The 24,190-nt window shown below is 72.2% G+C and carries 23 protein-coding genes; 9 read left to right on the top strand and 14 right to left on the bottom strand.

Going from position 1 to position 24,190, the window contains the following annotated elements; genetic code table 11:
• Positions 1 to 6: 6 nt before the first annotated feature.
• From ACN26Z_RS14805 to ACN26Z_RS14790, 4 genes are all read right to left on the bottom strand, one after another.
• Positions 7 to 882, bottom strand: coding sequence for a DUF72 domain-containing protein (locus ACN26Z_RS14805; RefSeq protein WP_421461785.1), 876 nt, complete (start codon positions 880 to 882; stop codon positions 7 to 9).
• A 45-nt stretch (positions 883 to 927) separates the two neighbouring features.
• Positions 928 to 1,326, bottom strand: coding sequence for a TraR/DksA family transcriptional regulator (locus ACN26Z_RS14800; protein WP_093402778.1), 399 nt, complete (start codon positions 1,324 to 1,326; stop codon positions 928 to 930).
• A gap of 122 nt (positions 1,327 to 1,448) precedes the next feature.
• Entirely contained in the window at positions 1,449 to 2,090 is a 642-nt protein-coding gene (locus ACN26Z_RS14795) for a uridine kinase (protein ID WP_282238761.1), read from the bottom strand.
• A gap of 55 nt (positions 2,091 to 2,145) precedes the next feature.
• Positions 2,146 to 2,757, bottom strand: a complete 612-nt coding sequence (locus ACN26Z_RS14790; protein WP_093402776.1) for a winged helix-turn-helix domain-containing protein — start codon at positions 2,755 to 2,757, stop codon at positions 2,146 to 2,148.
• Between the two features lie 387 nt (positions 2,758 to 3,144).
• Here ACN26Z_RS14790 and ACN26Z_RS14785 point away from each other — a divergent pair, with 387 nt between their 5' ends.
• Positions 3,145 to 3,537 carry an ankyrin repeat domain-containing protein gene (locus ACN26Z_RS14785; protein WP_093402775.1) on the top strand — a complete coding sequence of 131 codons (393 nt, stop codon included), beginning with the start codon at positions 3,145 to 3,147 and terminating at the stop codon, positions 3,535 to 3,537.
• Positions 3,538 to 3,541: 4 nt separating this feature from the next.
• Here ACN26Z_RS14785 and ACN26Z_RS14780 read toward each other — a convergent pair whose 3' ends face one another.
• From ACN26Z_RS14780 to secA2, 4 genes are all read right to left on the bottom strand, one after another.
• On the bottom strand, positions 3,542 to 4,297 hold the full coding sequence (locus tag ACN26Z_RS14780) for a class I SAM-dependent methyltransferase (RefSeq protein ID WP_421461783.1): 756 nt from the start codon (positions 4,295 to 4,297) through the stop codon (positions 3,542 to 3,544).
• A 100-nt stretch (positions 4,298 to 4,397) separates the two neighbouring features.
• Complete coding sequence (locus tag ACN26Z_RS14775) at positions 4,398 to 4,901, bottom strand: DUF2231 domain-containing protein (RefSeq protein WP_421461781.1); 504 nt, start codon at positions 4,899 to 4,901, stop codon at positions 4,398 to 4,400.
• Between the two features lie 76 nt (positions 4,902 to 4,977).
• Complete coding sequence (locus ACN26Z_RS14770) at positions 4,978 to 5,718, bottom strand: GAF and ANTAR domain-containing protein (RefSeq protein WP_421461779.1); 741 nt, start codon at positions 5,716 to 5,718, stop codon at positions 4,978 to 4,980.
• 189 nt (positions 5,719 to 5,907) lie between these two features.
• Positions 5,908 to 8,202, bottom strand: coding sequence for an accessory Sec system translocase SecA2 (gene secA2, locus ACN26Z_RS14765; protein ID WP_093402771.1), 2,295 nt, complete (start codon positions 8,200 to 8,202; stop codon positions 5,908 to 5,910).
• A gap of 320 nt (positions 8,203 to 8,522) precedes the next feature.
• On the opposite strand from secA2, the gene ACN26Z_RS14760 reads away from it, so the two are divergent.
• The 3 genes from ACN26Z_RS14760 to ctaD all read left to right on the top strand — a co-directional run bounded on the left by ACN26Z_RS14760 (position 8,523) and on the right by ctaD (position 12,412).
• Positions 8,523 to 9,506 carry a glucosyl-3-phosphoglycerate synthase gene (locus ACN26Z_RS14760; RefSeq protein ID WP_232511146.1) on the top strand — a complete coding sequence of 328 codons (984 nt, stop codon included), beginning with the start codon at positions 8,523 to 8,525 and terminating at the stop codon, positions 9,504 to 9,506.
• A gap of 85 nt (positions 9,507 to 9,591) precedes the next feature.
• Positions 9,592 to 10,320: an ATP-binding protein gene (locus ACN26Z_RS14755; RefSeq protein ID WP_421461778.1), complete on the top strand. Its 729-nt coding sequence runs from the start codon at positions 9,592 to 9,594 to the stop codon at positions 10,318 to 10,320.
• 88 nt (positions 10,321 to 10,408) lie between these two features.
• Positions 10,409 to 12,412 (top strand): cytochrome c oxidase subunit I, encoded by a 2,004-nt coding sequence (ctaD, locus tag ACN26Z_RS14750; RefSeq protein WP_093402769.1) that lies wholly within the window; start codon positions 10,409 to 10,411, stop codon positions 12,410 to 12,412.
• A gap of 59 nt (positions 12,413 to 12,471) precedes the next feature.
• On the opposite strand, the gene ACN26Z_RS14745 is transcribed toward ctaD, so the two are convergent.
• The 4 genes from ACN26Z_RS14745 to ACN26Z_RS14730 all read right to left on the bottom strand — a co-directional run bounded on the left by ACN26Z_RS14745 (position 12,472) and on the right by ACN26Z_RS14730 (position 17,354).
• The gene (locus ACN26Z_RS14745; protein ID WP_421461776.1) at positions 12,472 to 13,413 is read right to left on the bottom strand and encodes a SigB/SigF/SigG family RNA polymerase sigma factor; all 942 of its coding nucleotides are present in this window, start codon (positions 13,411 to 13,413) and stop codon (positions 12,472 to 12,474) included.
• A 153-nt stretch (positions 13,414 to 13,566) separates the two neighbouring features.
• Positions 13,567 to 14,937, bottom strand: coding sequence for a hypothetical protein (locus ACN26Z_RS14740; protein ID WP_421464652.1), 1,371 nt, complete (start codon positions 14,935 to 14,937; stop codon positions 13,567 to 13,569).
• 130 nt (positions 14,938 to 15,067) lie between these two features.
• A complete protein-coding gene (locus ACN26Z_RS14735; RefSeq protein WP_421461775.1) occupies positions 15,068 to 16,243 on the bottom strand; it encodes a thiamine pyrophosphate-binding protein in 1,176 nt (391 codons plus the stop codon).
• Complete coding sequence (locus ACN26Z_RS14730) at positions 16,236 to 17,354, bottom strand: Vms1/Ankzf1 family peptidyl-tRNA hydrolase (RefSeq protein WP_282238769.1); 1,119 nt, start codon at positions 17,352 to 17,354, stop codon at positions 16,236 to 16,238. The genes ACN26Z_RS14735 and ACN26Z_RS14730 overlap by 8 nt, the downstream gene beginning before the upstream one ends.
• Before the next feature lie 147 nt (positions 17,355 to 17,501).
• Between ACN26Z_RS14730 and ACN26Z_RS14725 the strand changes: the two genes are divergently transcribed.
• Entirely contained in the window at positions 17,502 to 18,041 is a 540-nt protein-coding gene (locus tag ACN26Z_RS14725) for a hypothetical protein (RefSeq protein ID WP_093402765.1), read from the top strand.
• Positions 18,042 to 18,089: 48 nt separating this feature from the next.
• Here ACN26Z_RS14725 and ACN26Z_RS14720 read toward each other — a convergent pair whose 3' ends face one another.
• Positions 18,090 to 18,434, bottom strand: coding sequence for a DUF3817 domain-containing protein (locus tag ACN26Z_RS14720; protein WP_282238770.1), 345 nt, complete (start codon positions 18,432 to 18,434; stop codon positions 18,090 to 18,092).
• Between the two features lie 87 nt (positions 18,435 to 18,521).
• Here ACN26Z_RS14720 and ACN26Z_RS14715 point away from each other — a divergent pair, with 87 nt between their 5' ends.
• Positions 18,522 to 20,000: a glutamate--cysteine ligase gene (locus tag ACN26Z_RS14715; RefSeq protein ID WP_093402763.1), complete on the top strand. Its 1,479-nt coding sequence runs from the start codon at positions 18,522 to 18,524 to the stop codon at positions 19,998 to 20,000.
• Positions 20,001 to 20,085: 85 nt separating this feature from the next.
• Positions 20,086 to 21,210, top strand: a complete 1,125-nt coding sequence (locus ACN26Z_RS14710) for a hypothetical protein (RefSeq protein ID WP_282238771.1) — start codon at positions 20,086 to 20,088, stop codon at positions 21,208 to 21,210.
• A 140-nt stretch (positions 21,211 to 21,350) separates the two neighbouring features.
• Here the strand turns inward: ACN26Z_RS14710 and bla are convergent, their stop codons facing one another.
• Entirely contained in the window at positions 21,351 to 22,265 is a 915-nt protein-coding gene (bla, locus tag ACN26Z_RS14705; protein ID WP_421461772.1) for a class A beta-lactamase, read from the bottom strand.
• Positions 22,266 to 22,399: 134 nt separating this feature from the next.
• Between bla and ACN26Z_RS14700 the strand changes: the two genes are divergently transcribed.
• Together ACN26Z_RS14700 and ACN26Z_RS14695 are read left to right on the top strand one after the other, a co-directional pair.
• Positions 22,400 to 23,281, top strand: coding sequence for a LysR family transcriptional regulator (locus tag ACN26Z_RS14700; RefSeq protein ID WP_421461771.1), 882 nt, complete (start codon positions 22,400 to 22,402; stop codon positions 23,279 to 23,281).
• A complete protein-coding gene (locus ACN26Z_RS14695; RefSeq protein ID WP_421461769.1) occupies positions 23,278 to 24,183 on the top strand; it encodes a serine hydrolase in 906 nt (301 codons plus the stop codon). Before ACN26Z_RS14700 ends, ACN26Z_RS14695 begins: the two co-directional genes overlap by 4 nt.
• Positions 24,184 to 24,190: the final 7 nt, after the last annotated feature.

Raw genomic sequence — 24,190 nt, 5'->3', positions numbered from 1 at the left:
GCTGCTTCACGTCTCCGCAGCTAGGATGGCCTGTAACTGCTGCGCGTTCCGCTGCGCATAGTCCCGATAGCAGTTGTTCATGAGTACGTGCGTCTGTTCGGTCTCGCCAGCCAGTTCGCGGAGCTTGGGGGCCCAGTCCGTGAGCTCCCGTTCGGAGTGGTGGTAGCCGAACTTCTCGTGGATGTCCTTGCTGGTCCACTTGTCGCTGTGCCCGTGGAAGCGCACCACCGCGAGGTCGGAGGTGGCGGCCAACACCGGCGGGATCGACGAGCGGTGCCCCTGCGGCATGTCCACGCTGACGTACGCGAGCCGGTGCGCACGCAGGAAGTCGAGGGTCTCGGTGGCGTTGTCGCCGTCGAACCAGGACGCGTGCCGGAACTCGAAGACCGGGCGCAGCGGCGCGCAGCGCCGCGTCACCTCCAGCAGGTACTGCTTGTTGTCACGCCGGATGGTGAACCAGGGCGGGAACTGGAACAGCAGCGCGCCGAGCTTGCCCGCCTCGACCAGCGGATCGAGGGCGCTGAGGAAGCGCGTCCAGACCTCCTCGTACGCCTGCGGCGGCAGGTCGTCGGGGTAGAGATTGCGCTTGCTGGTCTCCGGACGCAGCTCCTTGTAGATCGCGCTGACCCGGGTGGGGTGGCCGGTGAGCAGGCTGAACGCCTTCACGTTGAAGGTGAAACCGGCCGGGGTCCGCTCGGCCCACAGCTTCGCCGTACGCTCCGCGGGCGGCGAGTAGTAGGTGGCGTCGACCTCGACCAGCGGGAACTGGCGCGCGTAGTAGGCCAGCCGTTTCTCCGGGTTGTCGGCGGTCTGGGGGTACCAGCCGGAGTCCAGCAGAGTCCGGTCGGTCCAGGACGCGGTGCCCACCTTGATCTCGCCCATGGGTGGAGTCCCACCGTGTCCCGGACCGACCGGCAACCGTTGCGGTCAGGCCGCCCGACGCTCGCGCGTCTGCTTGCAGGTGACGCAGGTGGTGGCCGACGGGAAGATCTCCAGCCGTTCGACCGGGATCGGCGCGGTGCAGCCCTCACAGAAACCGTAGGTGCCCTCGGCGAGCCGGGCCAGGGCGTGCTCGTACTGGGCGCGACGGTCCAGGATGGTCCGCAGCAACGACTGTGCGGTGTCCCGCTCGGCGGTCTTGGTGCCGCTGTCGGCCTGGTCGTCGCCGGCGGTGTCGCCGACCTCGACGAGCCGCAGCACCTGGCTCTGCTGCACCGCCTGCTGGTACTCCTCGGTCAGCTCGTCGTGGCGGGCCTGCAGGGAGAGCCGGATCTGGTCGGTCTCCGCCTGGGATCGGCCGGTGCCGACCGTGTCGTGGACGAGCATCGCTGCCTGCCTTTCCTGGGCCTTATGGTCTCCGCGGGCGGGTCGGTCCACACCCGGTCATACCGCCCAAGTCATCGCACCCGGGCGCTGTGAGCCCCGCGTTTACCCTCGCTGTCGGCGACTCAAACCGGTCCGTCGACGGATTCCACCAACGCCGGGCGACGCGGGTCGTCGACCCGGACCACCACGTCGGCGAAGCTGGCCGGGGCGACCTCGGCGGCGTACCTGTCGAATGCCGGCAGGGTCCAGGCCAGGTCGGTCCCGGTGTGCCGACGCAGCGCGGCGGCCGACATCTCCAGGTGTACGACGACGTCGAAGGCCAGCCCGCCGCCGAGCAGGAAGGCGCCGCTGACCAGTACCACCCCGCCGGGTGGCAGGTCGACGTAGGCGGCCCGGCTGGCCCGGTCCGTCCGGGCGTCCCAGAGCGAGGGCAGCACCCTCCCGGGCCCGTCCGGCCCCGCCGGGTCCAGCACCTCCCGCCGCAGACCGGCCTCGTCGATCCAGCTCTCGTAGTACGAATCCGGGTTGGTCCGGCCCTGTTCCAGGCGTAGCGAGGCGGGCCGCAGGAAGTCCTCGGTCCGTACGTGCAGCACCGGGTGGCCGAGGGCGCGCAGTGGATCGACCAGGGCGTCGGCCAGGTGGTCGGGGCGGGCGGCCGGCGCACCGTCCAACGCGACCCGCAGCCGTCCGGTCGACCTCGCGCCGGCCAGCCGCTCGGCCAACTCGCTGACCAGGAGCGGCGGTGAGATGGGACGTACGCGCATCCCACAATGGTGCCCGCCGGACGGAGCGAGGCCGGGCCAGGCCGGCGCGACCCGGTCAGCCGGCCCGGTCGAGGGTGACCCGGGCGTCGTCGGCCAACCGGTAACCGACGCCGTAGACGGTGGTGACCAGCGGAACGTCCACGCCGACCTTGCCGCGCAGCCGACGCACGTGCACGTCGACCGTGCGTACGCCGGCGTGCTCGTAACCCCAGACGGCGTTGAGCAACTGGAGCCTGGTGAAGACCCGTCGGGGATTCGCGACCAGGTGCAGCAGCAGATCGAACTCCAGCCGGGTCAGCGGCAACGGCTCGCCGTCGCGCAGCACCGACCGGGAGGACGCCAGGATGTGCAGGGCGGGAATGGCGGGCGCGAGCTGCCGCGACGGCGTACGACCCGCCGGCACGGTCTCGCTGCGGCGTTCCGGCACCACCGGACCGACGGTGGTGATGGTGCCCTCGCCCCGCTCCAGCATCTCCCGGGCCGCGTCGAGCAGCCGCCGCGCGGCCGGCGTCAGCGACTCCTCGCACGCCAGGGGAATGGAGAGGGTGACCGTCAGGACTGGCGCGGCGGTGTTGGCGGGACGACGCTGGCCGCCGGGGGGTCGACCGGGCACCGCGGGTTGGGACGTATGCCATCCGGCGCGCGACGAAGCGGGGCTGACCGACATGGTCCTCCTTGGCTGGTCCGGGTGTTCCCCACGGCCCCGGGACGCCGCTTTATCGATGTTTCCCGGCGCCCGTGCGAGGGTCAAGAGGCGGCTGCGTTGCATGAATGTGACAATTGACCGACACATCGGAGCCGTCCGCTCGCTCTGCGTACGAGGCCAGATGATTACAGCAGAGTCGCCAAGTTGACCTGATACGGGGGGTGGTCCACACCGTTCGCGGCCTTCGCGGCGGGATGTCCGGACCCGGCGTGACGTCGGCTGTTCGCGCTCCCACGCCACGGCCGTCACGCGAACGGGACAGCGGTGCCGGCCCCGAACGGTCGGGCAACGGCGAGCGGGTCGACTGGCGGTCGCGAGCGGTGCGACGGCGGCGACTAACCTGGACCGGTGAGCGACGAACTCGACGCCGAGACCCTGGAATTCGCCCACCGGATGTTCGACCTGGCGCGCGACGGCGCGACCACGGAGCTCGCCGGGTACGTCGACGCGGGGCTACCGGTCAACCTGACCAACCAGAAGGGTGACAGCCTGCTGATCCTGGCGGCGTATCACGCGCACCCGGAGACGGTGCGCGCGCTGCTCGACCGGGGAGCCGATCACTCCCGCGCCAACGACCGGGGACAGACGGCGCTGGCCGCAGCGGTGTTCCGCAGCAACGCCGAGGCGGTACGCGCGTTGCTCGACGCGGGCGCCGACCCCGACGGCGGCAATCCGTCCGCAGTGGCCACCGCCGAGTTCTTCGACCTGCCAGAGATGCTCACGCTCCTCCGCACCGGCTAGACGCCTACGCCCGGGCCTCGATGAGGAAGCGGCGGGCGTGGGCGACGAAGGGGCCCTCGGCGCGGATCCGATCGTGCAGGCGCCGCAGCGCGGGTCGGTGCGCCGCCACGGTGAAGCCGGGCACGGTCCAGATCACCTTGCGCAGGAACCAGACCACCGCGCCGATGTCGTGGAAGACCGTCCGCAGCGTCGCCTCACGCAGGTCCACCACGGTCAGGCCGGCCGCCCGGGCGGCGGCCACGGCGTGCTCCGGATGGCGCTGTGCCGGCGGCGGCAGCGGGCCGAGGATCGCCTCGCTGAGTTCGCGTACGGTCCCGGGACCGATCTGCTGGGACAGGAACGTACCGCCCGGACGCAACACCCGGGCCACCTCGGGCCAGTCGGTGCGCACCGGATGCCGGCTGACCACCAGGTCGAAGACGGCGTCACGGAACGGCAGGGGCGCGTCGCCGGTCACCGCCACCACGCTCGCACCGAGTGGCGCAAGGTGCTTCCGCGCCACCGGCACGTTCGGCGGCCACGCCTCGGTCGCCACCAGCAGCGGGGGCGGGTGGGGCACCTCGGCCAGCACCTCTCCCCCGCCGGTGTCGATGTCCAAAGCCGCGTCGACACCCGCCATCCGCGCTGCCACCAGCCGCGCGTAACCCCAGGGTGGGCGTTCCTCGGTGGCCCGCCCGGCAAGCCAGTCGAAGGCCCATCCCTCGACCGGGACGGTGGCCCCCTCGGCGATCAGATCCTCGAAGCTCGTCTCTCGCGGCACGGTGTCAGCGTGTCCGGCCAGGACCGCTCCGGCAACGCGTTATCCGACGCTGCCCGCCGAGCACCGACGCCGACGCAGCACCCGGGTACCGGGCCGGGCGCTACGGACGGGGGCGTACGACCTCGACGGTGGGGGCGTCCACGCCGCGTACCAGCTCGACGCTTGCCGTCTCGGACCGGGTGGCGTCGAAGTGGCGCATCAGCCGCGCGCCTAGGTGGACGCCCACCCCGCCGACGGCGAGGCCCAGCACTTCGACGACCAGCAGCGCCGGAGTGGCACCGCGGTTCGTGGCGTCCGCCCGGACCAGGCAGGAGAGCAGGAACAGCCCGGCCATGCCGGCGTTGACGACGTTGAAGCTGATCGCCGTGTGGCGGGTACGGTCGGGCGGCACGTCCCACAGGTCCACCATCCCGGCCACCGCGGTCAACGCCGCCGTCACCAGGGCGGCCACTGCCGTCCAGTAGCCGACCTCGCCGAGGAAGACCGGGCCGCCGACCACGTCGGCGAGGTCGAAGATGACGGCACAGACGAAGAGCCCGTACGGAAAGGTCACCAGCATCGGTTGGATGGGGTGCCCCTGCACCCGCAGCCGGCTCTGCATCATGGTCCCCCTGGCTAGGTTCAGTCCATCAGTCCAGGGTGCTACCCGGGCGCCACCCGGGCGAAACGACACGCCCCGGTCAGTTGTCCCGAGGTCGCGACACCGTGCTGACGAGCCGTTCCGCCACCTCCCGTAGCGGGATCGACAGCGACGACGCGGCGCTGCGCAGCACGTCGAGAGCGTCCTCGGCGGGGCAGCCGCGTTGGGTCATGATGACGCCGACCGCCTGACCGATCACGCCGTCGTTGAGCAGCGCGGTGTCCTGCTGCCCGGTCAGCGCGGCACGCTTCTCCCGGTCGCGCACCGCCGCCAGCAGCAGGCCGGCGTGTTCGGCCAGCAGCATCGCGGTCAGCTGGTGAGCGGGGGTCAGGGCGTCGGGTTCGGCAGCGTACAGGTTCACCGCGCCGATCACCTGGTCATCGATGTCGACGGGTGCCGAGATGACCCCGCGTACGCCCAGTTCGCGGGCCCGGGGCGTCCAGTCCGGCCAGCGCGGTTCGACGCCCAGCTCCTCCGCGCCGACCATCTCCCGGCGGCGGATCGCCTCCATCGCCGGAGTGTCCGGACCGTACCGCAGGTCGTCCAGCCCGCCCAGCCGCGGATCGGAGGCGGCCACGCCGGCCGGCTCGCCGGCCCGCAGGGCGGTGAACCCGCACCAGGCGACGCCGCCGACGGCGTCCCGGGTGATCCGGACCAGCGCGGAGAGCGCCGCGTCGAAGTCGTCCACGGCGATCAGCCCGGCGGTCACCTCCCGCAGCAGGGCAGCCGTCTCCAACACGCCGAGCGTCTCCGCCAGCGGTGTACGCGTTTCCAGGTTCACGAGCCCGCAACTCCCGTACGCCCGGTCAGCGTCGTCACCCGTATCCTCCTCGGCTGGGCCCCCACGCTGGAGCCGCACTCGACATCACGATCGCCCTGCTACCGGCGCCGACAACGGTCGAAGCGGCGCAAACCGGGGCCCCTCCCAGGGTACGGGTGCCGCCGGGAGGGGTGGGCCGGACCGGACGACTCAGCGAGAGCCGGCCCCGCTGAGCCGCCGCCCGACCGAGGCGATCAGCCGGTCCAGCTCGGAGCCGAACGGGTTGTCGTGCACCAGATACGTCCAGGTGGCGCTCGGCCGGACCAGTTCCGCCGCGTCGGGCTCCCAGTCGTCGTCGAACTCGGTCTCGGCGAAGGTCGCGAGGGTACGCGCCTCGATCGCCGGCACCAGCTCGGTGAAGGCCGGCACCGCGGCACGGTGGAACTCGTCGAGCGGGTCGAGCCGTCCCAGGGCCCGCAGGTGCACGCCCTCGCGGACCTCCGACAGCTCGGCCAGGTGCGATGCCCACAGCCGGTCAAGGTGGTAGAGGGCGATCGACCGGGCCACCTGGGCCAGCAGGTCCTCGTCCATCTCGCCGGCCTTCTCCGGCATCTTGTCCAGCAGCATCAGGGCGGCGACATCGCTGGTGAGCAGCCGCTCCCGCCGCTCGGCGAGGGCCTTTCGCTGCTGCTCGATGACCACGCTGTAGCGCCAGGTGTTGCGGTGGATCTCGTGGTTGACCCCTTCCGCGACCCGCTGGGCGTGCTCCACGGCGTAGTCCACCTGCGGGTCGGTGACCAGGCCGTCGGCGTTCATCCGGGGCGACGGCGGGACGGTGTCGCCGGCGTGGCGGACGACCAGGTCGTCCTCCAGGCTGACGTAGAAGACCGAGCCACCGGGGTCGCCCTGGCGGCCGGCCCGGCCGCGCAACTGATCGTCCACACGGCGGCTGTCGTGTCGGCCGCTGCCGATCACGTAGAGACCGCCCAGCTCGGCCACCCGCTCCCGGTCGGCCTGGTCGCTGCCACCGAGGCGGATGTCCACGCCCCGGCCGGCCATCTGGGTGGAGACGGTGACCGCACCGTACGCGCCGGCCTCGGCGATGATCGCCGCTTCCTCGTCGTCGTTCTTCGCGTTGAGCACCACGCACGGCACCCCGGCGGCGTTGAGCCCGACCGCCAACTGCTCGGACTCCTTGACATCCAGCGTGCCGACCAGCACCGGGCGCCCGTCGGCGTGGCAGCGCCGGATCTCGTCGATCAGCGCCTCCTCCTTCTCCGCCCGGGTGGCGTAGATGCGGTCCGGCTCGTCGACCCGCACGCACGGGGTGTTCGGCGGGATCACCGCGACCTCCAGGCCGAAGAACTCCCGCAACTGGTCGCCGACGAGCACCGCGGTGGCGGTCATGCCGCACACCACCGGGTAGAGCCCGACGTACGCCTGCACGGCGATGGTGCCCAGCACCTCGCCCTCTGCCGTGGCGTCCAGCCCTTCCTTGGCCTCGACCGCCGCCTGGAGCCCGTCGGGCCAGCGGCGGCGCTGGGCCACCCGCCCCCGCATCTCGTCGATCAGCTCCACCGTGCCGTCCCGGACGATGTAGTCCACGTCCCGGTGCAGCAGGGCGTGCGCGTGCAGCGCCACGTTGACCGCGGAGAGCTGCTCGACGTTCTCCTCGTCGTACAGGTCGATGCCGAGCTTGGCCTCGACGGCGGCCAGACCGGCGGAGGTGAAGGCGACGCTCCGGCCGTCCTCGGCCACCGTGTAGTGCTTGCCCTTGCGCAGGCCGCGCACCAGCGCAGCGGCGGCGTGGACCGGATCCTGCTCGCCGGGGACCGAGCCGGCGAGGACCATCGGCACCCGGGCCTCGTCGATCAGGATCGAGTCGGCCTCGTCGACGATCGCGGTGCGCAGCGGGCGCTGCACCCGGTCCTCGATGTCGGTGACGAGCTGGTCGCGGAGGAAGTCGAAGCCGGCCTCGCTCACCGAGACATAGGTGACGTCGCAGGCGTACGCGGCGCGCCGCTCGATCGGGGTGGACGCCTCGTTGACCCAGCCGACGGTGAGCCCGAGCAGGGTGTAGATCGGCTCCATCCACTGGGCGTCGCGGCGGGCCAGGTAGTCGTTGACGGTCAGCACGTGCACCGGCCCGTTGCCGAGCCGGACGTGCCCGTACGCGGCGATCGCCGCGGTGAGCGTCTTGCCCTCACCGGTGGCCATCTCGGCGACCTTGCCCGAGAGCAGCGACATGGCGCCCAGCAGCTGGACATCGTACGGACGCTGGTCGATGCCGCGGCGGGCCGCCTCGCGGCCGAGCGCACAGATCTCCTCGTAGCTCGACGCCGCGGTCGCCGCCTCGGTGAGCTCGGCGTCGTCGAACGCCGAGATCTCCTCCTCGCGGGCCTCGATGACCGGCAGCAGCTTCTCCAGCGGAGCCAGATCGACCGTGGTGCCCGGGCGTTGGAGGAACCGGCGGAACCTGGTCTTCAACCGTTGCGACACACCCATGAGCCGCAACGGTACGCGACCGGACCGATCTTGAACGTCCCGGCCGCCCTCCCGAATCCGCGCGATCTTGCACTCGATGTCTCGACATGGGGGATGTCCAGCGCATAAGGAAGACCAGACGTGCACGAATCGCGGAAATTGGGCCTGGTTGGTGGACGCAATCAAAGGTTCATCAGCCGGGAACGTGGCCGGAGCACGCTTGTGATCAAGCTGGGGGACCAATCCGGTTAGCGTGCGGGGGGCTGGGAAATCCATCACCCGGTCTTCCCGCCGACGAGGGGGTGCCTGTGCGCAACAACGAATCTCTGGTCTCGCCGGTGGTGGAGGCCTGGGCCACCTATCGGACCACCTCGGCGGCCGACTGGCCGACCCGACGACTCCTGCGGGCCAAGGGTGACAGCCGGGTCAGCGTGGTGCTGCCGGCGCGCAACGAGGAAGCCACCGTCGGGGCGATCGTGGCGACCATCCGCGAGCACCTGATGGACCGGGTGTCGCTGGTCGACGAACTGATCGTGGTCGACTCGCGGTCCACCGACCGCACCGCCGCGGTGGCCCGGGCCGCCGGCGCCGAGGTGGTCGGCCAGGACGCAATGACCCGCGGACTGCCCCGGCTGACCGGCAAGGGCGACGCGCTCTGGGCCGGCCTGGCCGCGGCGGAGGGCGACGTGGTCGCCTTCGTCGACGCCGACCTGCGCGAGTTCCGGCCGCACTTCGTCACCGGGCTGCTCGGCCCGCTGCTGACCGACCCGTCGGTCGATTTCGTCAAGGGCTTCTACCACCGGCCCCTGGTCAGCAGCGGCGGGGTGGAGGCCGACGGCGGCGGCCGGGTGACGGAGCTGATGGCCCGGCCGATGCTGAACCTGTTCTGGCCGGAACTGGCCGGGTTCGTGCAGCCCCTCGCCGGTGAGTACGCCGGCCGCCGGGAGGTGTTGTCGCGAGTGCCGTTCGTCTCCGGCTACGGCGTCGAGACCGCCATGTTGATCGACCTGCTCGAACTCGTCGGGTTGGACGCGCTGGCCCAGGTGGATCTCGGCGAGCGTAAGCACCGGCACCAGGACACCGCCGCGCTGGGCCGGATGTCCGCCCAGATCATGCTCACCGCCTGGTCCCGGTTGCAGCGCCGGGGCTGGGCGAATTCGGACGTACTGCCCACCGCCCTGCTGACCCAGTTCCGCCGGGGCGGCTCGGACGCGCTGCCGAACCTGGACCGGGAGATCGTGGTCAGCGACGTCGCCGTGGAGGAGCGGCCCCCGCTGGCGGAGTTGCAGCACCAGCTGCCGCGACGGCAGGTCGCCGCGGCATGACGTGTCCGACCCCACGGTGGCGTTTCACCCCGTGGAGGGCCGGGTACCTGCCAGGCTCTGCGACACCGCCGAGACGAGGGTGGAGATGGCGAGCCGGATCACCTGCCAGGTGCACGACGGAGCACAGGTCACCGTCGTACGCCTGGCCGGCACCCTCGACATGATCTCGATGCGTGAGGTGTACGCGCGCCTGGAGGAGTGTCTGGCCCGGCAGCCCGACGCGCTGGTGGTCGACCTGGCCGAGCTGGCCGTGCGGGACCAGCTGGCGGTGTCCGTCTTCGCCGCCGTGGCGCGTCGCGCCGCGGACTGGCCGATGGTGCCGCTGGTGCTCTGCGCACCCCACCCGGAAGCCGCCGCCCTGCTGACCGCCTCCACCGCCTGCCGGGTGGTGCCGATGCGGGACAGCTGTGACGAGGCGAGCCGGTTCGCCGGCGCGTCCGCCGTGAGCCGGCTGCGGCTGCGCCTGGACCCGGTGGCGGCGGCCTGCCGGCGGGCCCGGGAACTGGTGACCGATGCGTGTGCCCGGTGGAACCTGCCCGAGGCGGCCGGTGCGGCCTCGGTGGTGCTCAGTGAGCTGGTCGGCAACGTGGTCCGGCACGCTGGTACCCCGATGCAGGTCACGGTGACCCTGCGCCGGCCCTGGCTGCACCTGGCCGTGATCGACGGCAGCAGCGCGGCGGCCCGGCCCGGCGCGGCCGGGCAGCACGACGAGGGCGGTCGTGGGCTGCTGTTGGTACGCGAGCTGGCCGACCGCTGGGGCAGCGCGCCGGCCGGCGACGGAAAGGCCGTCTGGGCCACGCTACCGGCGAATTGACCGAAATTACCGCTCTCGCCTGGTTACATGGTCGACGGGGTGGGTAGCCACGCCCGTCCTTATCCGTCGTCAACGCAGGTGAGCGCTCATGCCCAAGCGGGTTACCACCGAACCCGGACAGGACCGGGGCCCGGCGATCCTCGCCCCGGCCCGGTTCGGCGGCTATCCCGGACCGCTGCGCAGGCCGCTTCCGGGCGGAAAGCTGGTCAGGTTCCTGGCCACCACGGACCACAAGCAGATCGGCCTGCTGTACCTGCTGACCTCGTTCGGCTTCTTCGTGCTGGCCGGGATCGAGGCCATGGTGATCCGCGCCGAGTTGGCTCGGCCCGGTCTACAGTTTCTCGCCCCGGAGCAGTACAACCAGCTCTTCACCTCGCACGGCGCGGTGATGCTGCTGCTGTTCGCCACCCCGGCGGCGTTCGGCTTCGCCAACTACATCGTGCCGATCCAGATCGGCGCCCCGGACGTGTCGTTCCCCCGGCTCAACGCGCTGGCCTACTGGCTCTACCTCTTCGGTGGGCTGATGGTGGTCGGCGGGTTCCTGACCCCGGGTGGCTCGGCCGACTTCGGCTGGACCGCGTACACGCCGCTGAGCACCGTCGAGCACTCCCCCGGCGTCGGCGCGAACATGTGGGTGATCGGCCTGGTGGTGTCCGGCCTGGGTACGATCCTCGGCGCGGTCAACCTGATCACCACGATCCTGACCCTGCGCGCGCCGGGCATGACCATGTTCCGGATGCCGATCTTCACGTGGAACATGCTCTTCACCAGCGTGCTGGTGATTCTGGTCTTCCCGCTGCTGGCCGCCGCGCTGCTGGCGCTCAGCGCCGACCGGCTGCTCGACGCGCAGGTGTTCAACCCCGACACCGCCGGACCGATGCTGTGGCAGCACCTCTTCTGGTTCTTCGGCCACCCCGAGGTCTACATCATCGCGCTGCCGTTCTTCGGCATCATCACCGAGGTCATCCCGGTCTTCTCCCGCAAGCCGATCTTCGGCTACACCGGCCTGGTGCTGGCCACCATCGCGATCACCGTGCTGTCGATGACGGTCTGGGCGCACCACATGTTCGCCACCGGTCAGGTGCTGCTGCCGTTCTTCAGCATCCTGAGCTATCTGATCGCGGTGCCGACCGGGGTGAAGTTCTTCAACTGGATCGGCACCATGTGGAAGGGACAGCTCACCTTCGAGACGCCGATGCTGTTCGCCATCGGCTTCCTGGTGACCTTCCTGCTCGGCGGGTTGACCGGCGTGCTGCTGGCCAGCCCGCCGGCCGACTGGCACACCCACGACAGCTACTTCGTGGTCGCCCACTTCCACTACGTGGTCTTCGGCACGGTGGTCTTCGCGCTCTTCGCCGGCTTCTACTTCTGGTGGCCGAAGATGACCGGACGCCTGCTCGACGAGCGGCTGGGCAAGCTGCACTTCTGGACCATGTTCATCGGCTTCCACGGCACCTTTCTGGTGCACCACTGGCTCGGCAACGAGGGCATGCCCCGGCGATACGCCGACTACCTGCCCACCGACGGGTTCACCACGCTGAACACCATCTCCAGCATCTTCGCGTTCGTGCTCGGGGCGTCCACCCTGTTCTTCATGTGGAACGCCTGGAAGTCCTGGCGCTACGGCGCCGAGGTGACGGTGGACGATCCCTGGGGCTTCGGCAACTCCCTGGAGTGGGCCACCACCTGCCCACCACCGCTGCGCAACTTCGACCGGATGCCCCGGATCCGCTCGGAGCGGCCCGCGTTCGACGCCAAGTACGGCGAACTCGTCTCCGACCTGGGCCGCGACCTTCCACAGCGGACCACCCGGCCGCCGCAGGAGTTCCGCGACGAGATCCACCGGGAGGTGCACATGCCGGAGTCACCGAGTGCCGAGGGGGCGCACGGCGCGCGGGAGGCCGTCGCGTACCAGCCAGCGCCGCAGTCCGGCGCCCGGCCGGTCGACGTGCCGGAGCCGGAGGAGGTACGCCGGCCGAGCTTCGAGGAGACCGACGAGCCGGAGGACAACCCGCTGGGCGCGCAGCGCGAGGCGCAACCCAACGACCGGTGGCGGCATCCGCGCGGACACGGTGACACCCCGCAGAACTGATCGACGCGTACCGGTCGGGGCGGCACCGGTCGGTGCCGCCCCGACGAGTTCCCCGAGGCTCAGCGACCGCGCACCGGCGCCGTGGCGCGCGGCTGGTTGGCCGACTCGGACTCGGCGGGACCGTTCTGCCACGGTGGCGGCGCGTCGGCGAGCATCGCCTGGCGCAGCCAGGTCAGCGCCCGCGACAGCAACCGGGACACGTGCATCTGGGAGATGCCGAAGCGGGCCGCGATCTCGGCCTGGGTCTGGTTGCCGTAGAACCGCATGGCCAGGATCCGCCGCTCCCGCCAGGGCAGCCGGTGCAGCAGACCGCTGACGGTCACCCGGTCGTCGACCGACTCCAGCGCGATGTCCGACTCGCCGACCAGATCGCCGAACTCCGCCGAACTCTCCCCGCCGACCGGCGCGTTGAGCGACGCCGGGCTGTAGCCGGCCGCCGACTCCAACGCGGCGAGGATCTCCTCCTCCGGCGTCTCCAGCCGTTTCGACAGTTCGGCCACCGTCGGTGCCCGGGACAACTCACTGGTCAGCGCCGCCGTCGCCTGTCCGACCTCCAGGATCAGGTCACGTAGCCGGCGGGGCACGTGCACACCCCAGGTGCGATCCCGGAAATGCCGCTTGATCTCGCCCACGATGGTGATTGCCGCGTACGCGGTGAAGGAACCCCGTTCCGGGTCGTACCGGTCGACGGCGTTGACCAGTCCCAGGCGGGCCACCTGTTCCAGGTCCTCCAACGGCTCGCCGCGCCCCCGGTAGCGGCGGGCCAACCGGCCCGCGAACGGCAACGCGAACCGGACCAGGTCGTCGCGGGCCTCCTGGCGACGCTCCGGCGGCAGCCCTTCGATCCGCGCCGCGTACGCCAACGCCGCGGCGTCGAGGTCCTCAAGCCCACGATCGGTGGGTGGTGGTGTGGTTGTGGTGGTCTGTCCGAACATCCGCGCCTCCCTCGGGAAGGACCCCGCCCGGATTCGCCGACACCGGGCACGCGCGTAGGCACGCACGGGCCTGTGACTGGGTTACGTGACTGGGATGCCAGCGGGCGACGGCGCCGCGCCACGCAAGGTGATCAGCCTGTCGCAGCCGGCGGTGTTCCCGCTCCGTAGGTACTCAATCACGGGATCGCGGGTTCGCGAGGATGTTTCGTCAGCCCGGTCTCAACAGATCAGCAGGCCGTGGTGGCTCCCGCCGTCGCGCAGCGCGGCCAGTGCCTCGCCGGTCGCCAGCGGCGCCGGGTTGGGCAGGTCGTACGGCTGGGCGCGGAGCACCTCGGTGGCCCTGCGGGTGGGCACGGAGGTGACCGGGTAGCCGCGCGCCGAGGTGCGGTCCAGGGCCCGCCGCCGCCGACCGAAGCCGGCGACCGCCAGCCACTGCGGGAGCCCGGCCAGCGCCGGTGAGCGTACGCCGGGTGGCTCCGGCAGCACGTCGATCGAGGTGAACGACTCGCTGCCGGCCAGCCACCACTCCACCTGTTCGACGCTGCGCCGGGTGGCGTTCTCGCACCAGTACGGCACCAGCCCGGCCCGGAGCACCTGCCAGGGGTCGAGCAGTCGCCCGCACTCGACCACCAGGCGGTCACCGGTCTTGCCGGCGGCCCGCAGCCAGTGTCGGTACAGGTCCGCGGTGGCCGCGCTGAGCGCCTCCGGCGTGGGCACCAGGATCTGGTGCAGCGGATGACCGTGCCGGGAGGTCCAGTCCCGTACGCCCCGGTCGAAACCGGACTCCACGCCGTGTTCGGCGGCAGCGGGCGGGGCGGAGATCTCCGGTGGTTCCCAGTGCGCGCTGTCCCCGCCGGCCGAGCGCAGCACCTGCCGCAGCGCGTGACTGTCGGGATGGAAGTCCACCGGGTTCAGGCCGCTGGCCGGGCAGCCGAGTTGGAAGCTGTGCCCGTCAGCGGCGTCCACCACCGGCCAGGTCCGGGTGTCCCGCAGCACCAGCACCGGCGCGCCGGGCGCCAGCCGGTCGGTCAGAAAGCTGCGGTACGCCGCCGGCAGCGCCCGCCAGCGGCCGGTCAGCGCCACCGTCGCCCCGGCCAACGCGCCTCGGCTGGCCGGGCAGTGCACCTGCCGTACATGCAGGTCGGGGTTGCCGGCGAGCACCCGTCCGGCAAGCGCCGCGCCGTGGTCCAGGGCGGCGCGGGGCCGGTCCACCGCGCCCTGCGGCCAGTGCGCGATCATCTCGAAGCCAGCGGGCAGCCAGGGCATGCCCAGCGCCACCGCCAGGTGTGCCACGCCGCCGTGCGGGGAGCCCAGCAGCACCCCGGGGTACCGGCGCCGCGGGTACTGGTCGACGAACCAGCGGGCGACCCGCTCCGCGTCGACCTCGGCGGCCTGACCGGCGGTGAGGGCGATCCGGCCGGCGGAGCGGATCGCCGCCGCCCGCCGTACCGGCTCGGGCGTACCGGCGAAACGGGACACCGGTCCGGCGTGCCCGAGGTCGGCGCAGTCGCTGCCGCGTAGGGCGCGGGCGGTGGCCCCGACCAGGATCCGGGCGGTGCTGCCGGCCGCGACCACGCGGTCACCGGCCATGCCGGCCCCGGCCGCCGTCAGTCCCGGGCGCACCTTGCGCACCGGCCCCACCTTGCCTCGATCGCTCACCACGCGGCCCGGCTTCCCGCCACGATGCGGGTTAAACAGGGCATCTCCCCACCGGACGGCATCAATCAGGGGATCTTGCCCCTTCCCCCCAACACCGACCACCCGCCATCGCCGGTGCACCGTTGCCGTCGAGCACCATCGGGGATCCTGCTGTCTCGCCGTCGCCCGGGGCAGCAACATGCCCGATGTCGTCCCATCCCTGCAGGTTCCACGGGCCTGGGAGCAGGGCGTCCGTGACCATCTCCAGCACGCACGGGCGGTCGGCGGTCAGCGCCTCGTCCCAGGCCACGCCGACCAGCTCCGGCCGGTCGACGCGCACGCCGTGCAGGCCGAGCAACCGGGCCCAGCCGGCGTACGGGACGTCGTCGGTCATCGGCCGGTCCCCACGCCGGAGATGACCAGACCGCTTGTTGAACACCAGCACCACCAGTCGCGGGTCAGGCCACACCGACCGCCAGCGGGAAACGGTGACCAGTTCGCCCAGTCCCTGCGAGCGCATCCCCTCGTCGGTGACCAGGGCGATCACCGGCCGGTCCGGGTCGGCCAGCTTCGCGGCGACGGCGTACGGCAGGGCACCGCCGGGCGGTCCGGCCGGACCCACCACGACGTGCGCCGTCGTCTTCAGGTGTACGGCCGGCAGGGTGCCGTCGACGATCACCGCGCCGTCCGGTGGCAGCCGGGCGGACAGCTCGTCGAGTATCCAGCGGCCATCGGTTGCGGCGCGCGGCGACGCGGCCTGCACCCCGCCGACCGGTGACGGGGGAGGCAGCACCAGGCCGACCGGGCGGCGAACGTGCGCCGCGACGCGCAGCGCCTCGTCCACCAGCTCCGGCACCCGCACCGGATCGGCGGCGTACCGGACGCCGTGACACACCTCGGCGAGCAGTCGTGTCGTGAGACCCACCTCGTCGTCCGGGACCGGGCCGGGCTCGGCGACGACGGCGAGCACCGGCAGGCCGGCGCCCCGGGCGGCGTCGAGTCCCGCGAGCAGGCCGGCGGCGGCCACTCCGCCGGCGGCCAGGCAGACGCCCGGGCCGCCGGTGAAGCGGGCGTGCCCGGCCGCCATCACCGCAGCGCACTCCGCGTTGCGGACGGGTACGAACTCCGGGTCGCCACCGGCGGCGTCGAGCGCCTCGACCAGTGCCGTGGCCGCCTCCGCCGGATGGCCGAAGACCCGCGGAATCCGCCCGGCCAGCAGCCGGTCGACCACCGCGTCAGCGACGCTCGGGTCAGGCACCGCCCCGTCCCGGGGTGACCGGGTCGACGTAGCGCAGCACCGCGCCCACCCCGTCCACCAGGTCGGGCGCCTCGTCGGCGCCGAGCACGGTCAGCTCGGCGTCGGTGCCCACCAGGGCACGCACCAGCGCCGCGTCGGCCCGCACCCGCTCCGGTTCGGCGACCGCGGCCAGCTGATCCGGCTCGGTGGCGATGTCGGTGGCGGCCGGGCCGATCCAGAGTTCGCCGTCGGCCGACGGGTCGTCGACGATGAGCATCGTGTCGACCTGGTTGCGCTGCAACGCGGCCACCACCGCGTCGAGTCCGGCGCCGACGTCCTCCTGCGTGCCGAAGCGGTCCAGCGCCGCGTTCACCCGCTGGTCGGCCACCTCGGCGATGGTCTGCACGGTCAGGTCGTCGAGCAGGGTCTGGTCGGCGCCGCCGGCCCGGGAACCGGCGTCGGTGCGTACCACCAGGTCCTGCCAGCGATCCGGCATCTGGGCGGCGATCATGCCGGTGGCGCGGACGTCGCCGGCCACCACCACCACCTCGGCGCCCACCCGCTCGGCCAGTTCGACGGTCGCGGCGGTGACGTCACCGGCGTTGTGATGCCATGCCTCCATCGCGGCCCGCTGGTAGCGCGACTGGGACCAGCCCCCGGGTTGGACCCGGCGCAGCTGGTAACTTTCCCGACCGACGACATGTGCCCGGCGCGGCACTCCGCCGGCACTCACCGACATCGCGTCGGCACCCGTGCGGTCGGCCAGCACCCGCACCCACGCCACCTGTTCACCGCGCTGGGCCAGCAGCGGCATCACATGCGGCAGCGGGGCGTACGCGGCCAGATCCCGTCGCGGCGGGGCGGACAGGTACTCGGAGAGCACCACCTGTCCGTGGGCACCGAACACGGCCAACCCGTAGTCGCCGGGCATCGGGTCGTGTCCCCGGACCACCCGGTCGATGGCGGCCATCGTCGGCTCGTCCGCCCCCTGCTCGGCCAGTTGCCGTTGCAGGCCACGCCAACGCAGATCGAGTGCCGCGTGCGCGTCCTCGGTGTCCAGGGAGGCGTCCAGGTAGACCGAGCACCACGGGCCCGGACGCTGGTACAGCGGGCGCAGGAAGGACAGCTGCATGCTCGACCCCTTTCCAGCTCGGCCCACCGCTTACCCGCGTCAGCGTGCTTGTCACCTGCCGGCAACCGCGTGACCGGTTTTCATTCACGTCGTTCAACCCCGAGGATCGATACGATCTGTAGGCGTAGGCGGACTCTGGGTGGTGGCATGGACGCGACATCGTATTCCCGGCGCAGCCTGCACCCCACCGGGCGGATCCTCACCGCGCAGATCGTGCGCCTGATGGACGGCTACCCCCGGGAGGTGCGGGTGGGGCAGCCGGTGCTGGTGGTGGTGCTGGCCGCGGCCAGCGTGGCGGGCCTGCTGGCCAAGCTGGTACGAGCCCTGCTCTCGGCCGGCTCCGGCACGGGTCGACGCAGCTTCAAGGAGCTGAAGAAGGGACCCGAGTACCTGGTCACCCCGGTGCGCCTGCGGGACGCCGACGGCCGGCTCTACGAGGTGGAGTTGCACGGGCACCTGCCGCAGAGCGCCCTGCATCCGGCCGACCACGTTCAACTGACCCTGCGCGACCAGGGTGATCCCGACCTGGCACCGAAGATCGAACGGATCGTCAACCTCACCACGGGGCAGTTGCTCCGGCCGCGTACGGCCACCATGTGGTCGCACCTGGGGCCTCCGCTGCTGCTCCAGGCGATGCTGGGCGTGCTGGTGGTCGCGACGGTGGCCGCCTGCACGGCGGTGACCTGAGGCGGCGGCCCGGCAAGACCGACGGCACGGGGGCCAGCCGCCTCGGGCTCAGCCGACCGGAGCGGGCTCCGGGGCCGGCTCGCCGACGTCGAGCATGCCCCGCCGCCGCGCCCAACGCTCGAAGATCACGGTGGCGAACGGCGGCACCGCGCAGGCCAACGCCACGAACGTGGCCAGCAGGCTCCACCGGTGCACCCGGGCCACCGCCAGCACCAGCACCCCGTACGCGACGAAGAGCGCGCCGTGGATCGGCCCGAAGATCTGCACCCCCAGCTCGTTGCCGGGCGGGCCGTACTTGACGGCCATGCCGGCCAGCAGCCCGGCCCAGGAGATCGCCTCCGCGATCGCCGCCACCACGAACAGTCGGGTCACCTTGTCACGCACGACGGCCATGCTACGGACCTCTCCACCGGTCCCGACTTCCGCAGGTGGCATGGACGTGAGACGTTCGGGGTACCAGCGGTGACAGGGTGGTGACCTATGGGCGAGGAAGTCGGCGTACAGACCTTCAGCCGTCAGGATCGGGCTCGCTACCGGGACAAGGTGCGCCGCTGTCTCGACGTCTTCGCCGAGATGCTGCGCGAGTCCCGGTTCGACGTCGACCGGCCGATGACCGGGTTGGAGATCGAACTCAACCTGGTCGACGCCGAATCGATGCCGGCGATGCGCAACGCCGACGTGTTGCAGGCGGTGGCCGACCCGAGCTTCCAGACCGAACTCGGCCAGTTCAACGTCGAGATCAACGTGGCGCCGCGGCGGCTGTCCGGTACCGGCACCGCCGAATTCGAGGAGCACGTCCGCGCCGCCCTGAACTCGGCCGACCAACGGGCCCGCACGGTCGACGCGCAGCTGGTGATGATCGGCATCCTGCCGACCGTGCTACCGGAGCACCTGACCGCCGCCACCCTGTCGGCAAATCCCCGTTACGCGCTGCTCAACGAGCAGATCTTCGCCGCCCGGGGTGAGGATCTGCGGATCGCCATCAACGGGGTGGAGCGGCTGGCGGTCACCGCCGACACGATCACACCGGAGGCGGCGTGCACCAGCACCCAGTTCCACCTCCAGGTGGGGCCCGGCCAGTTCGCCGACTACTGGAACGCCGCCCAGGCCATCGCCGGGATCCAGGTGGCGCTCGGCGCGAACTCGCCGCTGTTCTTCGGCCGTGAGCTGTGGCGCGAGACCCGGATCCCGCTGTTCCAGCAGGCCACCGACACCCGCCCCGAGGAGATCAAGACGCAGGGGGTACGCCCCCGGGTCTGGTTCGGCGAGCGCTGGATCACCTCGGTGTTCGACCTGTTCGAGGAGAACGTGCGCTTCTTCCCGGCGCTGCTGCCGGTCTGCGATCCGGAGGATCCGTCCGAGACGCTCGCCGCCGGAGGGGTACCGACCCTCGCCGAGTTGCGGCTGCACAACGGCACCATCTACCGGTGGAACCGGCCGGTCTACGACGTGCTGCGGGGCCGGCCGCACCTGCGGGTGGAGAACCGGGTCCTGCCGGCCGGTCCGACCGTGCTGGACACCATCGCGAACGGGGCGTTCTACTTCGGGCTGGTCCGGGCGCTCGCCGAGGCCGACCGGCCGCTGTGGTCCCAGATGTCGTTCAGCGCCGCCGAGGAGAACTTCAACACCTGCGCCCGGCACGGCATCGACGCCCACGTCTTCTGGCCCGGTCTGGGTTACCTGCCGGCCGCCGAGCTGGTGCTGCGCCGCCTGCTGCCCCTGGCCCACCACGGTCTGGACCGGTGGGGTGTCGAGCCGGACGAGCGGGACCGGCTGCTCGGCATCATCGAGCAACGCTGCCTGACCGGCCGTAACGGCGCCACCTGGCAGGTGGAGACGCTGCACCGGCTGGAGTCGACGGACCAGCTGGACCGCCCGGACGCGCTGCGCCAGGTGGTCCGGCACTACGTGGAGCTGATGCACAGCAACCGGCCGGTCCACGAGTGGCCGATCCCGTGACCACCTCCCGACACAACGCGTGACGGGTCCGTCACAGTCGCTACCGTGAGTGGGTTTCGTCCGCCGGGTGGAGAGGATCCCGCCGATGCCGCGGTCACCACGTCATGCCATCCCACTCACCGTCGCCCTGCTCGTCGTCAGCCTGCCGCTGCCCGCCGCCGCGAGCCCCGGGCTCGCCCAGTCCGCCGCCCCGCGCGCCACCGCCGCCGCGCCGTCCACGTCCACGTTCGCCGCCACGTCGCACCGGGAGGAAGCCGGTCGGAGCACTGTCGACACCACTGCGGGCGAGGTACGAACCACCTTGCGCGACCGGGCCACCGGGGCCGCCGTACGAGGATGCGTGTCCCTGGTTCCCGTCGACCGTGACCGGCTCACCGTCGTGTATCAGGGCGAGCCGCAGGACGGCCGGCACGGCGGCTGCACCGGCGTTGACGGTGGCGACGTGCTCGCCAGCAACGTGCCGCCCGGCCGTTATCACCTGCTCGCCGAGCCCTACGACAACACGCAGTACGGCATGCAGTGGGTCGGTCGGCACGGCGGCACCGGGCAGCGGGAGCGCGGGGTGACGATCCGGGTGCGTCCGGGCAAGACGGTCACCGCCCCGACGGTCCGGTTCGACCCGCCAGGCACCGTCACCGGCCGGGTCACCCGCGCGGCGGACGGCACCCCGGTCTACTTCGGATACGTCCTGCCCCTGCCGGTGGTCCCGCATCCCAAGTACAGCGACTACGGTGTCATCACCGATGACGACGGTCGGTACACGCTCACCGGTCTCGGGCCGTACCGCTGGCCGTTGTACTACACCGGTCCCGGACTGGCCAGCCAGTGGTCCGGCGGGGTGGCCGACCGCCGGAAGGCCGACACCGTACGGGTCCGGTCCGGCACGTCCGTGACCAGCAATCAGACACTCGTCGCGGGCACCGTGGTCAGCGGCACCATCGCCGTCGACGAGATGCCCAACTACTCCCAGGTGATCGCCTTCCACGCGCGGACCGGCGACGTGACGGGGGTGGTCGACGTCGGCGCCGACTACACGCTGCGGCTGCTGCCGGGGCAGCGGGTGCTGCTGCGGTGCGACTGCGCGCACGCGCCCAGCCGCTGGTTCCCCAACGCGGCGGAGGTGGCCGGGGCGCAGCCGGTGCGGATCCGGCACACCCCGGTCACCGCCGACTTCGACCTGACCGGTCCCGCCACGGTGCCGACCCCCTAACGAGCGCCCGGTCCCGGCCGCGCCGCCCGTCGGCGCGGCCGGGACCGGGCCGCACACGAACCCGAGCCAGCGACCGGACCGGCCACCAGGACGACCCGCCACGGTCGCCTGGTGGCCGGGTCCAGGCTCCAGGGACCGGCTCAGCTCAGCGCGTCGAGGGTGAGCTCGGTGGCCCGGGCGAGCAGGGCGTCGTCGCGCTCGGCGTCGGGCTCGGCCCGATCGGAGAGCACGGCCAGCACGATCGGTGCCCGGTCCGGCGGCCAGATGACCGCGATGTCGTTGCGGGTGCCGTGGTCGGCCGAGCCGGTCTTGTCACCCACCGCCCAGCCCTCGGGCACACCGGCCCGGATCGTCTTGTCGCCGGTGGTGTTGCGCTTGAGCCAGTCGACCAGCAGGGCCCGGTCGTCCGGGGAGAGGGCGTCGTCGACGGCGTACGCCCGCAGCGTGGTGGCCAGGGCGCGGGGCGTACTGGTGTCACGGCGCTCGCCCGGGACGTACGCGTTGAGTTCGGTCTCCCACCGCGTCGGCTCGGTGACCTCGTCGCCGATCTCGCGCAGCGCCTGCTTGAAGCCGGAGGGACCGCCGAGCTGCTTGAGCAGCAGGTTCCCGGCGGTGTTGTCGCTGTAGCGCACCGCCGCGTCGGCGATCGCGCGCAGCGACAGGCCGGTGTCGACGTGCCGTTCCGTGATCGGCGAGTAGGTGACCAGGTCGTCGCGGGAGTAGCTGACGACCCGGTCCAGTTCCTCGGTCGAGGTCGCGGCGAGCACCGCGGCGGCGGCGAGGGCCTTGAAGGTCGAGGCGTACGCGAAACGCTCGTCGGCCCGGTGCGTGACGGTGCTGCCGCTGCCGGTGTCGATCGCGTACACGCCGAGCCGGGCGTCGAACTCCCGTTCCAGCGGCGCGAAGTCGACGGTGACCGGCGCAGCGGACGGCACCGGTTCGGACACCGTCGGCGTTGGTGTCGGCCTGGACGGGCTGCCGGGAGAGCAGCCGGCGAGCAGGCCGAGTGTCAGCGCGAGCGCGATCGCACGGGTACGGCGGTTGGTACTGGTCACAGCTGGGTCCTTCCCTCGATCAACCGGTCCACCGGACGTCGTCCGGGCAACCGGCACCCAGATTCGCAGCGCCGTCCCATGCTGTCGAAGACACCGACGACGGTACCGATGCCGAATCGGCATAGACTGCCGGCGTGGATCTGGTGGCGGCCTGCCGGGCCTTCGTGTCGGTCGGCGCCCACGGCAGCTTCACCGTCGGCGCCTCGGTGGCCCGGATCCCGCAGTCGGTGGCGAGCCGACGGGTGGCGGCACTGGAGCGGCACCTCGGCGGGCAGTTGTTCGACCGCACCTCGCGCAGCGTCACGCTCACCCCGTTCGGGCGGGACATGCTCGCCTCGGCCCGGCGGATCGTGGAGTTGGCGGAGGCGATGGAGCACGACGCCGAACGGGCCCGGCTGCGCCCGTTCCGGCTGGCCGTGCCGGCGGTCTGCGCGCCACGCTCGCTCGCCCGGCTGGTGGTCGAGGCCCGTCGACACGACCTGGATCTGGAACTGCGCCGGGGCGAGCCGGCGGAACGGGCCCGACTGCGGCAGCGCCACGAGGTGCGCGCCGCGCTGCTCTGCGTACCGCCGGACGAGGCCGCGTGGCGGGTGCCGCTCGGCCTCGCGGGCGGCACCGACCCGGGTGTCGAGGTGGTGCGGCTGGAGACGCTGCGGACCCCACGGGCGAACCGACGGACCCGTCGACGTCGGGTCTGGATCTCACCTGAGGACGACGTGCCGCACGTCCGTGACCCGCTGACCCGGCTGCGCGACGCCGTCGGGTTGCAGCCGACCCAGGTGGCGGTCGCGGAGTCCGTGGTCGACGCCGCCGCCGAGGCGCTCGCCGGCACCGACCTGGTGCTCTGCTCGCCCGCCGAGGCGCGCGAACTCGGACTGCACTGGCGGCAGCTTGGCGAGCTGCGACCGGTCCGCGGCTACCAGGTGACGGCCGGTGTCCGGGAGGACGCCGAGCGGCTGCGTGGCGCGTTGGGGGCCGCCGTGGCGCGGTGCCTGGGCGTACCGGAGGCGGCGTGACCGTCGGCCGCCTGCTCCGCACCGCCCGGGAGACGCTGCGCGACGCCGGGCTGCGGGGCTGTCTCCTGGTCCGCGATCTCGACTCCGGCGACGAGTTGGGCCTGGACGACGACGTGGTGCTACCCGTCGCGTCGCTGGTGAAGGTGCCGTTGGCGGTGGCCACCGTGGACCGGATCGAACGCGGCGAACTCGACGGCGCCACTGCGGTCACGGTGGCCCCCGGCCGGGTGCGCACGCCCGGTCCGACCGGGTTGAGCCGGTTCCGGCACCCGGCCACCGTGGCGATCGACGACCTGCTCTACCTCAGCGTGGCGATCAGCGACGAGGGGGCCTCGGACGCGCTGTTCGCGTTGACCCCGCCCACCGTGGTCGCCGACACGCTGCGCCGTTTCGGCGTCGACGGGATCAGCGTCCGGCACCGCACCCGGGACCTCACCGACACCCCGGCCGAGCGGCTCGCGCCGGAGGTGCACCTCGCGCACTCGCTCGCCGCGTCCGCGACCACCGCCGGTCAGGGCCATCCGGTCGCCCAGCTGGACGTGGGCCGGGCCAACTCCGGCTCGGCCCGGGCCTTCGTCGAGCTGCTGCACGCGCTGTGGCGCCCGTCGCGAATACCGGCCGTGGTGGCCGCCCGGGTGCGCGAGCTGATGGGTGACAACCTGCTACGACAACGGCTCGCCCCGGATTTCAGCTCCGACAGCTCCCGGTGGTCGTCGAAGACCGGCACGCTGCTCAACCTGCGGCACGAGGTCGGCGTGGTGGAACACGCCGACGGGCAGGCGTACGCCGTGGCCGCGCTGAGCGAGTCGACGGTGCCGGCGGCCGTGCAGCCGCAGGCCGAGGCGGCGCTGGCGCAGGTGGCGCGGGAGCTGCACGACGCGCTGCGCGCCGCCCGACGCTGACCCAGCT

It is taken from the genome of Verrucosispora sp. WMMD703 (assembly GCF_049178935.1).
Classification (GTDB): Bacteria; Actinomycetota; Actinomycetes; order Mycobacteriales; family Micromonosporaceae; genus Micromonospora; species Micromonospora sediminimaris.
This window is presented reverse-complemented; position numbering and strand designations above follow the sequence as displayed.

Bases quoted from the DNA above. Each gene is read 5' to 3' on its own strand.
- ACN26Z_RS14805 (WP_421461785.1), bottom strand. From the start codon at position 882: ATGGGCGAGATCAAGGTGGGCACCGCGTCCTGGACCGACCGGACTCTG.
- ACN26Z_RS14800 (WP_093402778.1), bottom strand. From the start codon at position 1,326: ATGCTCGTCCACGACACGGTCGGCACCGGCCGATCCCAGGCGGAGACC.
- ACN26Z_RS14795 (WP_282238761.1), bottom strand. From the start codon at position 2,090: ATGCGCGTACGTCCCATCTCACCGCCGCTCCTGGTCAGCGAGTTGGCC.
- ACN26Z_RS14790 (WP_093402776.1), bottom strand. From the start codon at position 2,757: ATGTCGGTCAGCCCCGCTTCGTCGCGCGCCGGATGGCATACGTCCCAA.
- ACN26Z_RS14775 (WP_421461781.1), bottom strand. From the start codon at position 4,901: ATGATGCAGAGCCGGCTGCGGGTGCAGGGGCACCCCATCCAACCGATG.
- secA2 (WP_093402771.1), bottom strand. From the start codon at position 8,202: ATGGGTGTGTCGCAACGGTTGAAGACCAGGTTCCGCCGGTTCCTCCAA.
- ACN26Z_RS14755 (WP_421461778.1), top strand. From the start codon at position 9,592: ATGGCGAGCCGGATCACCTGCCAGGTGCACGACGGAGCACAGGTCACC.
- ctaD (WP_093402769.1), top strand. From the start codon at position 10,409: ATGCCCAAGCGGGTTACCACCGAACCCGGACAGGACCGGGGCCCGGCG.
- ACN26Z_RS14740 (WP_421464652.1), bottom strand. From the start codon at position 14,937: ATGGCCGGTGACCGCGTGGTCGCGGCCGGCAGCACCGCCCGGATCCTG.
- ACN26Z_RS14730 (WP_282238769.1), bottom strand. From the start codon at position 17,354: ATGCAGCTGTCCTTCCTGCGCCCGCTGTACCAGCGTCCGGGCCCGTGG.
- ACN26Z_RS14725 (WP_093402765.1), top strand. From the start codon at position 17,502: ATGGACGCGACATCGTATTCCCGGCGCAGCCTGCACCCCACCGGGCGG.
- ACN26Z_RS14720 (WP_282238770.1), bottom strand. From the start codon at position 18,434: ATGGCCGTCGTGCGTGACAAGGTGACCCGACTGTTCGTGGTGGCGGCG.
- ACN26Z_RS14715 (WP_093402763.1), top strand. From the start codon at position 18,522: ATGGGCGAGGAAGTCGGCGTACAGACCTTCAGCCGTCAGGATCGGGCT.
- ACN26Z_RS14710 (WP_282238771.1), top strand. From the start codon at position 20,086: ATGCCGCGGTCACCACGTCATGCCATCCCACTCACCGTCGCCCTGCTC.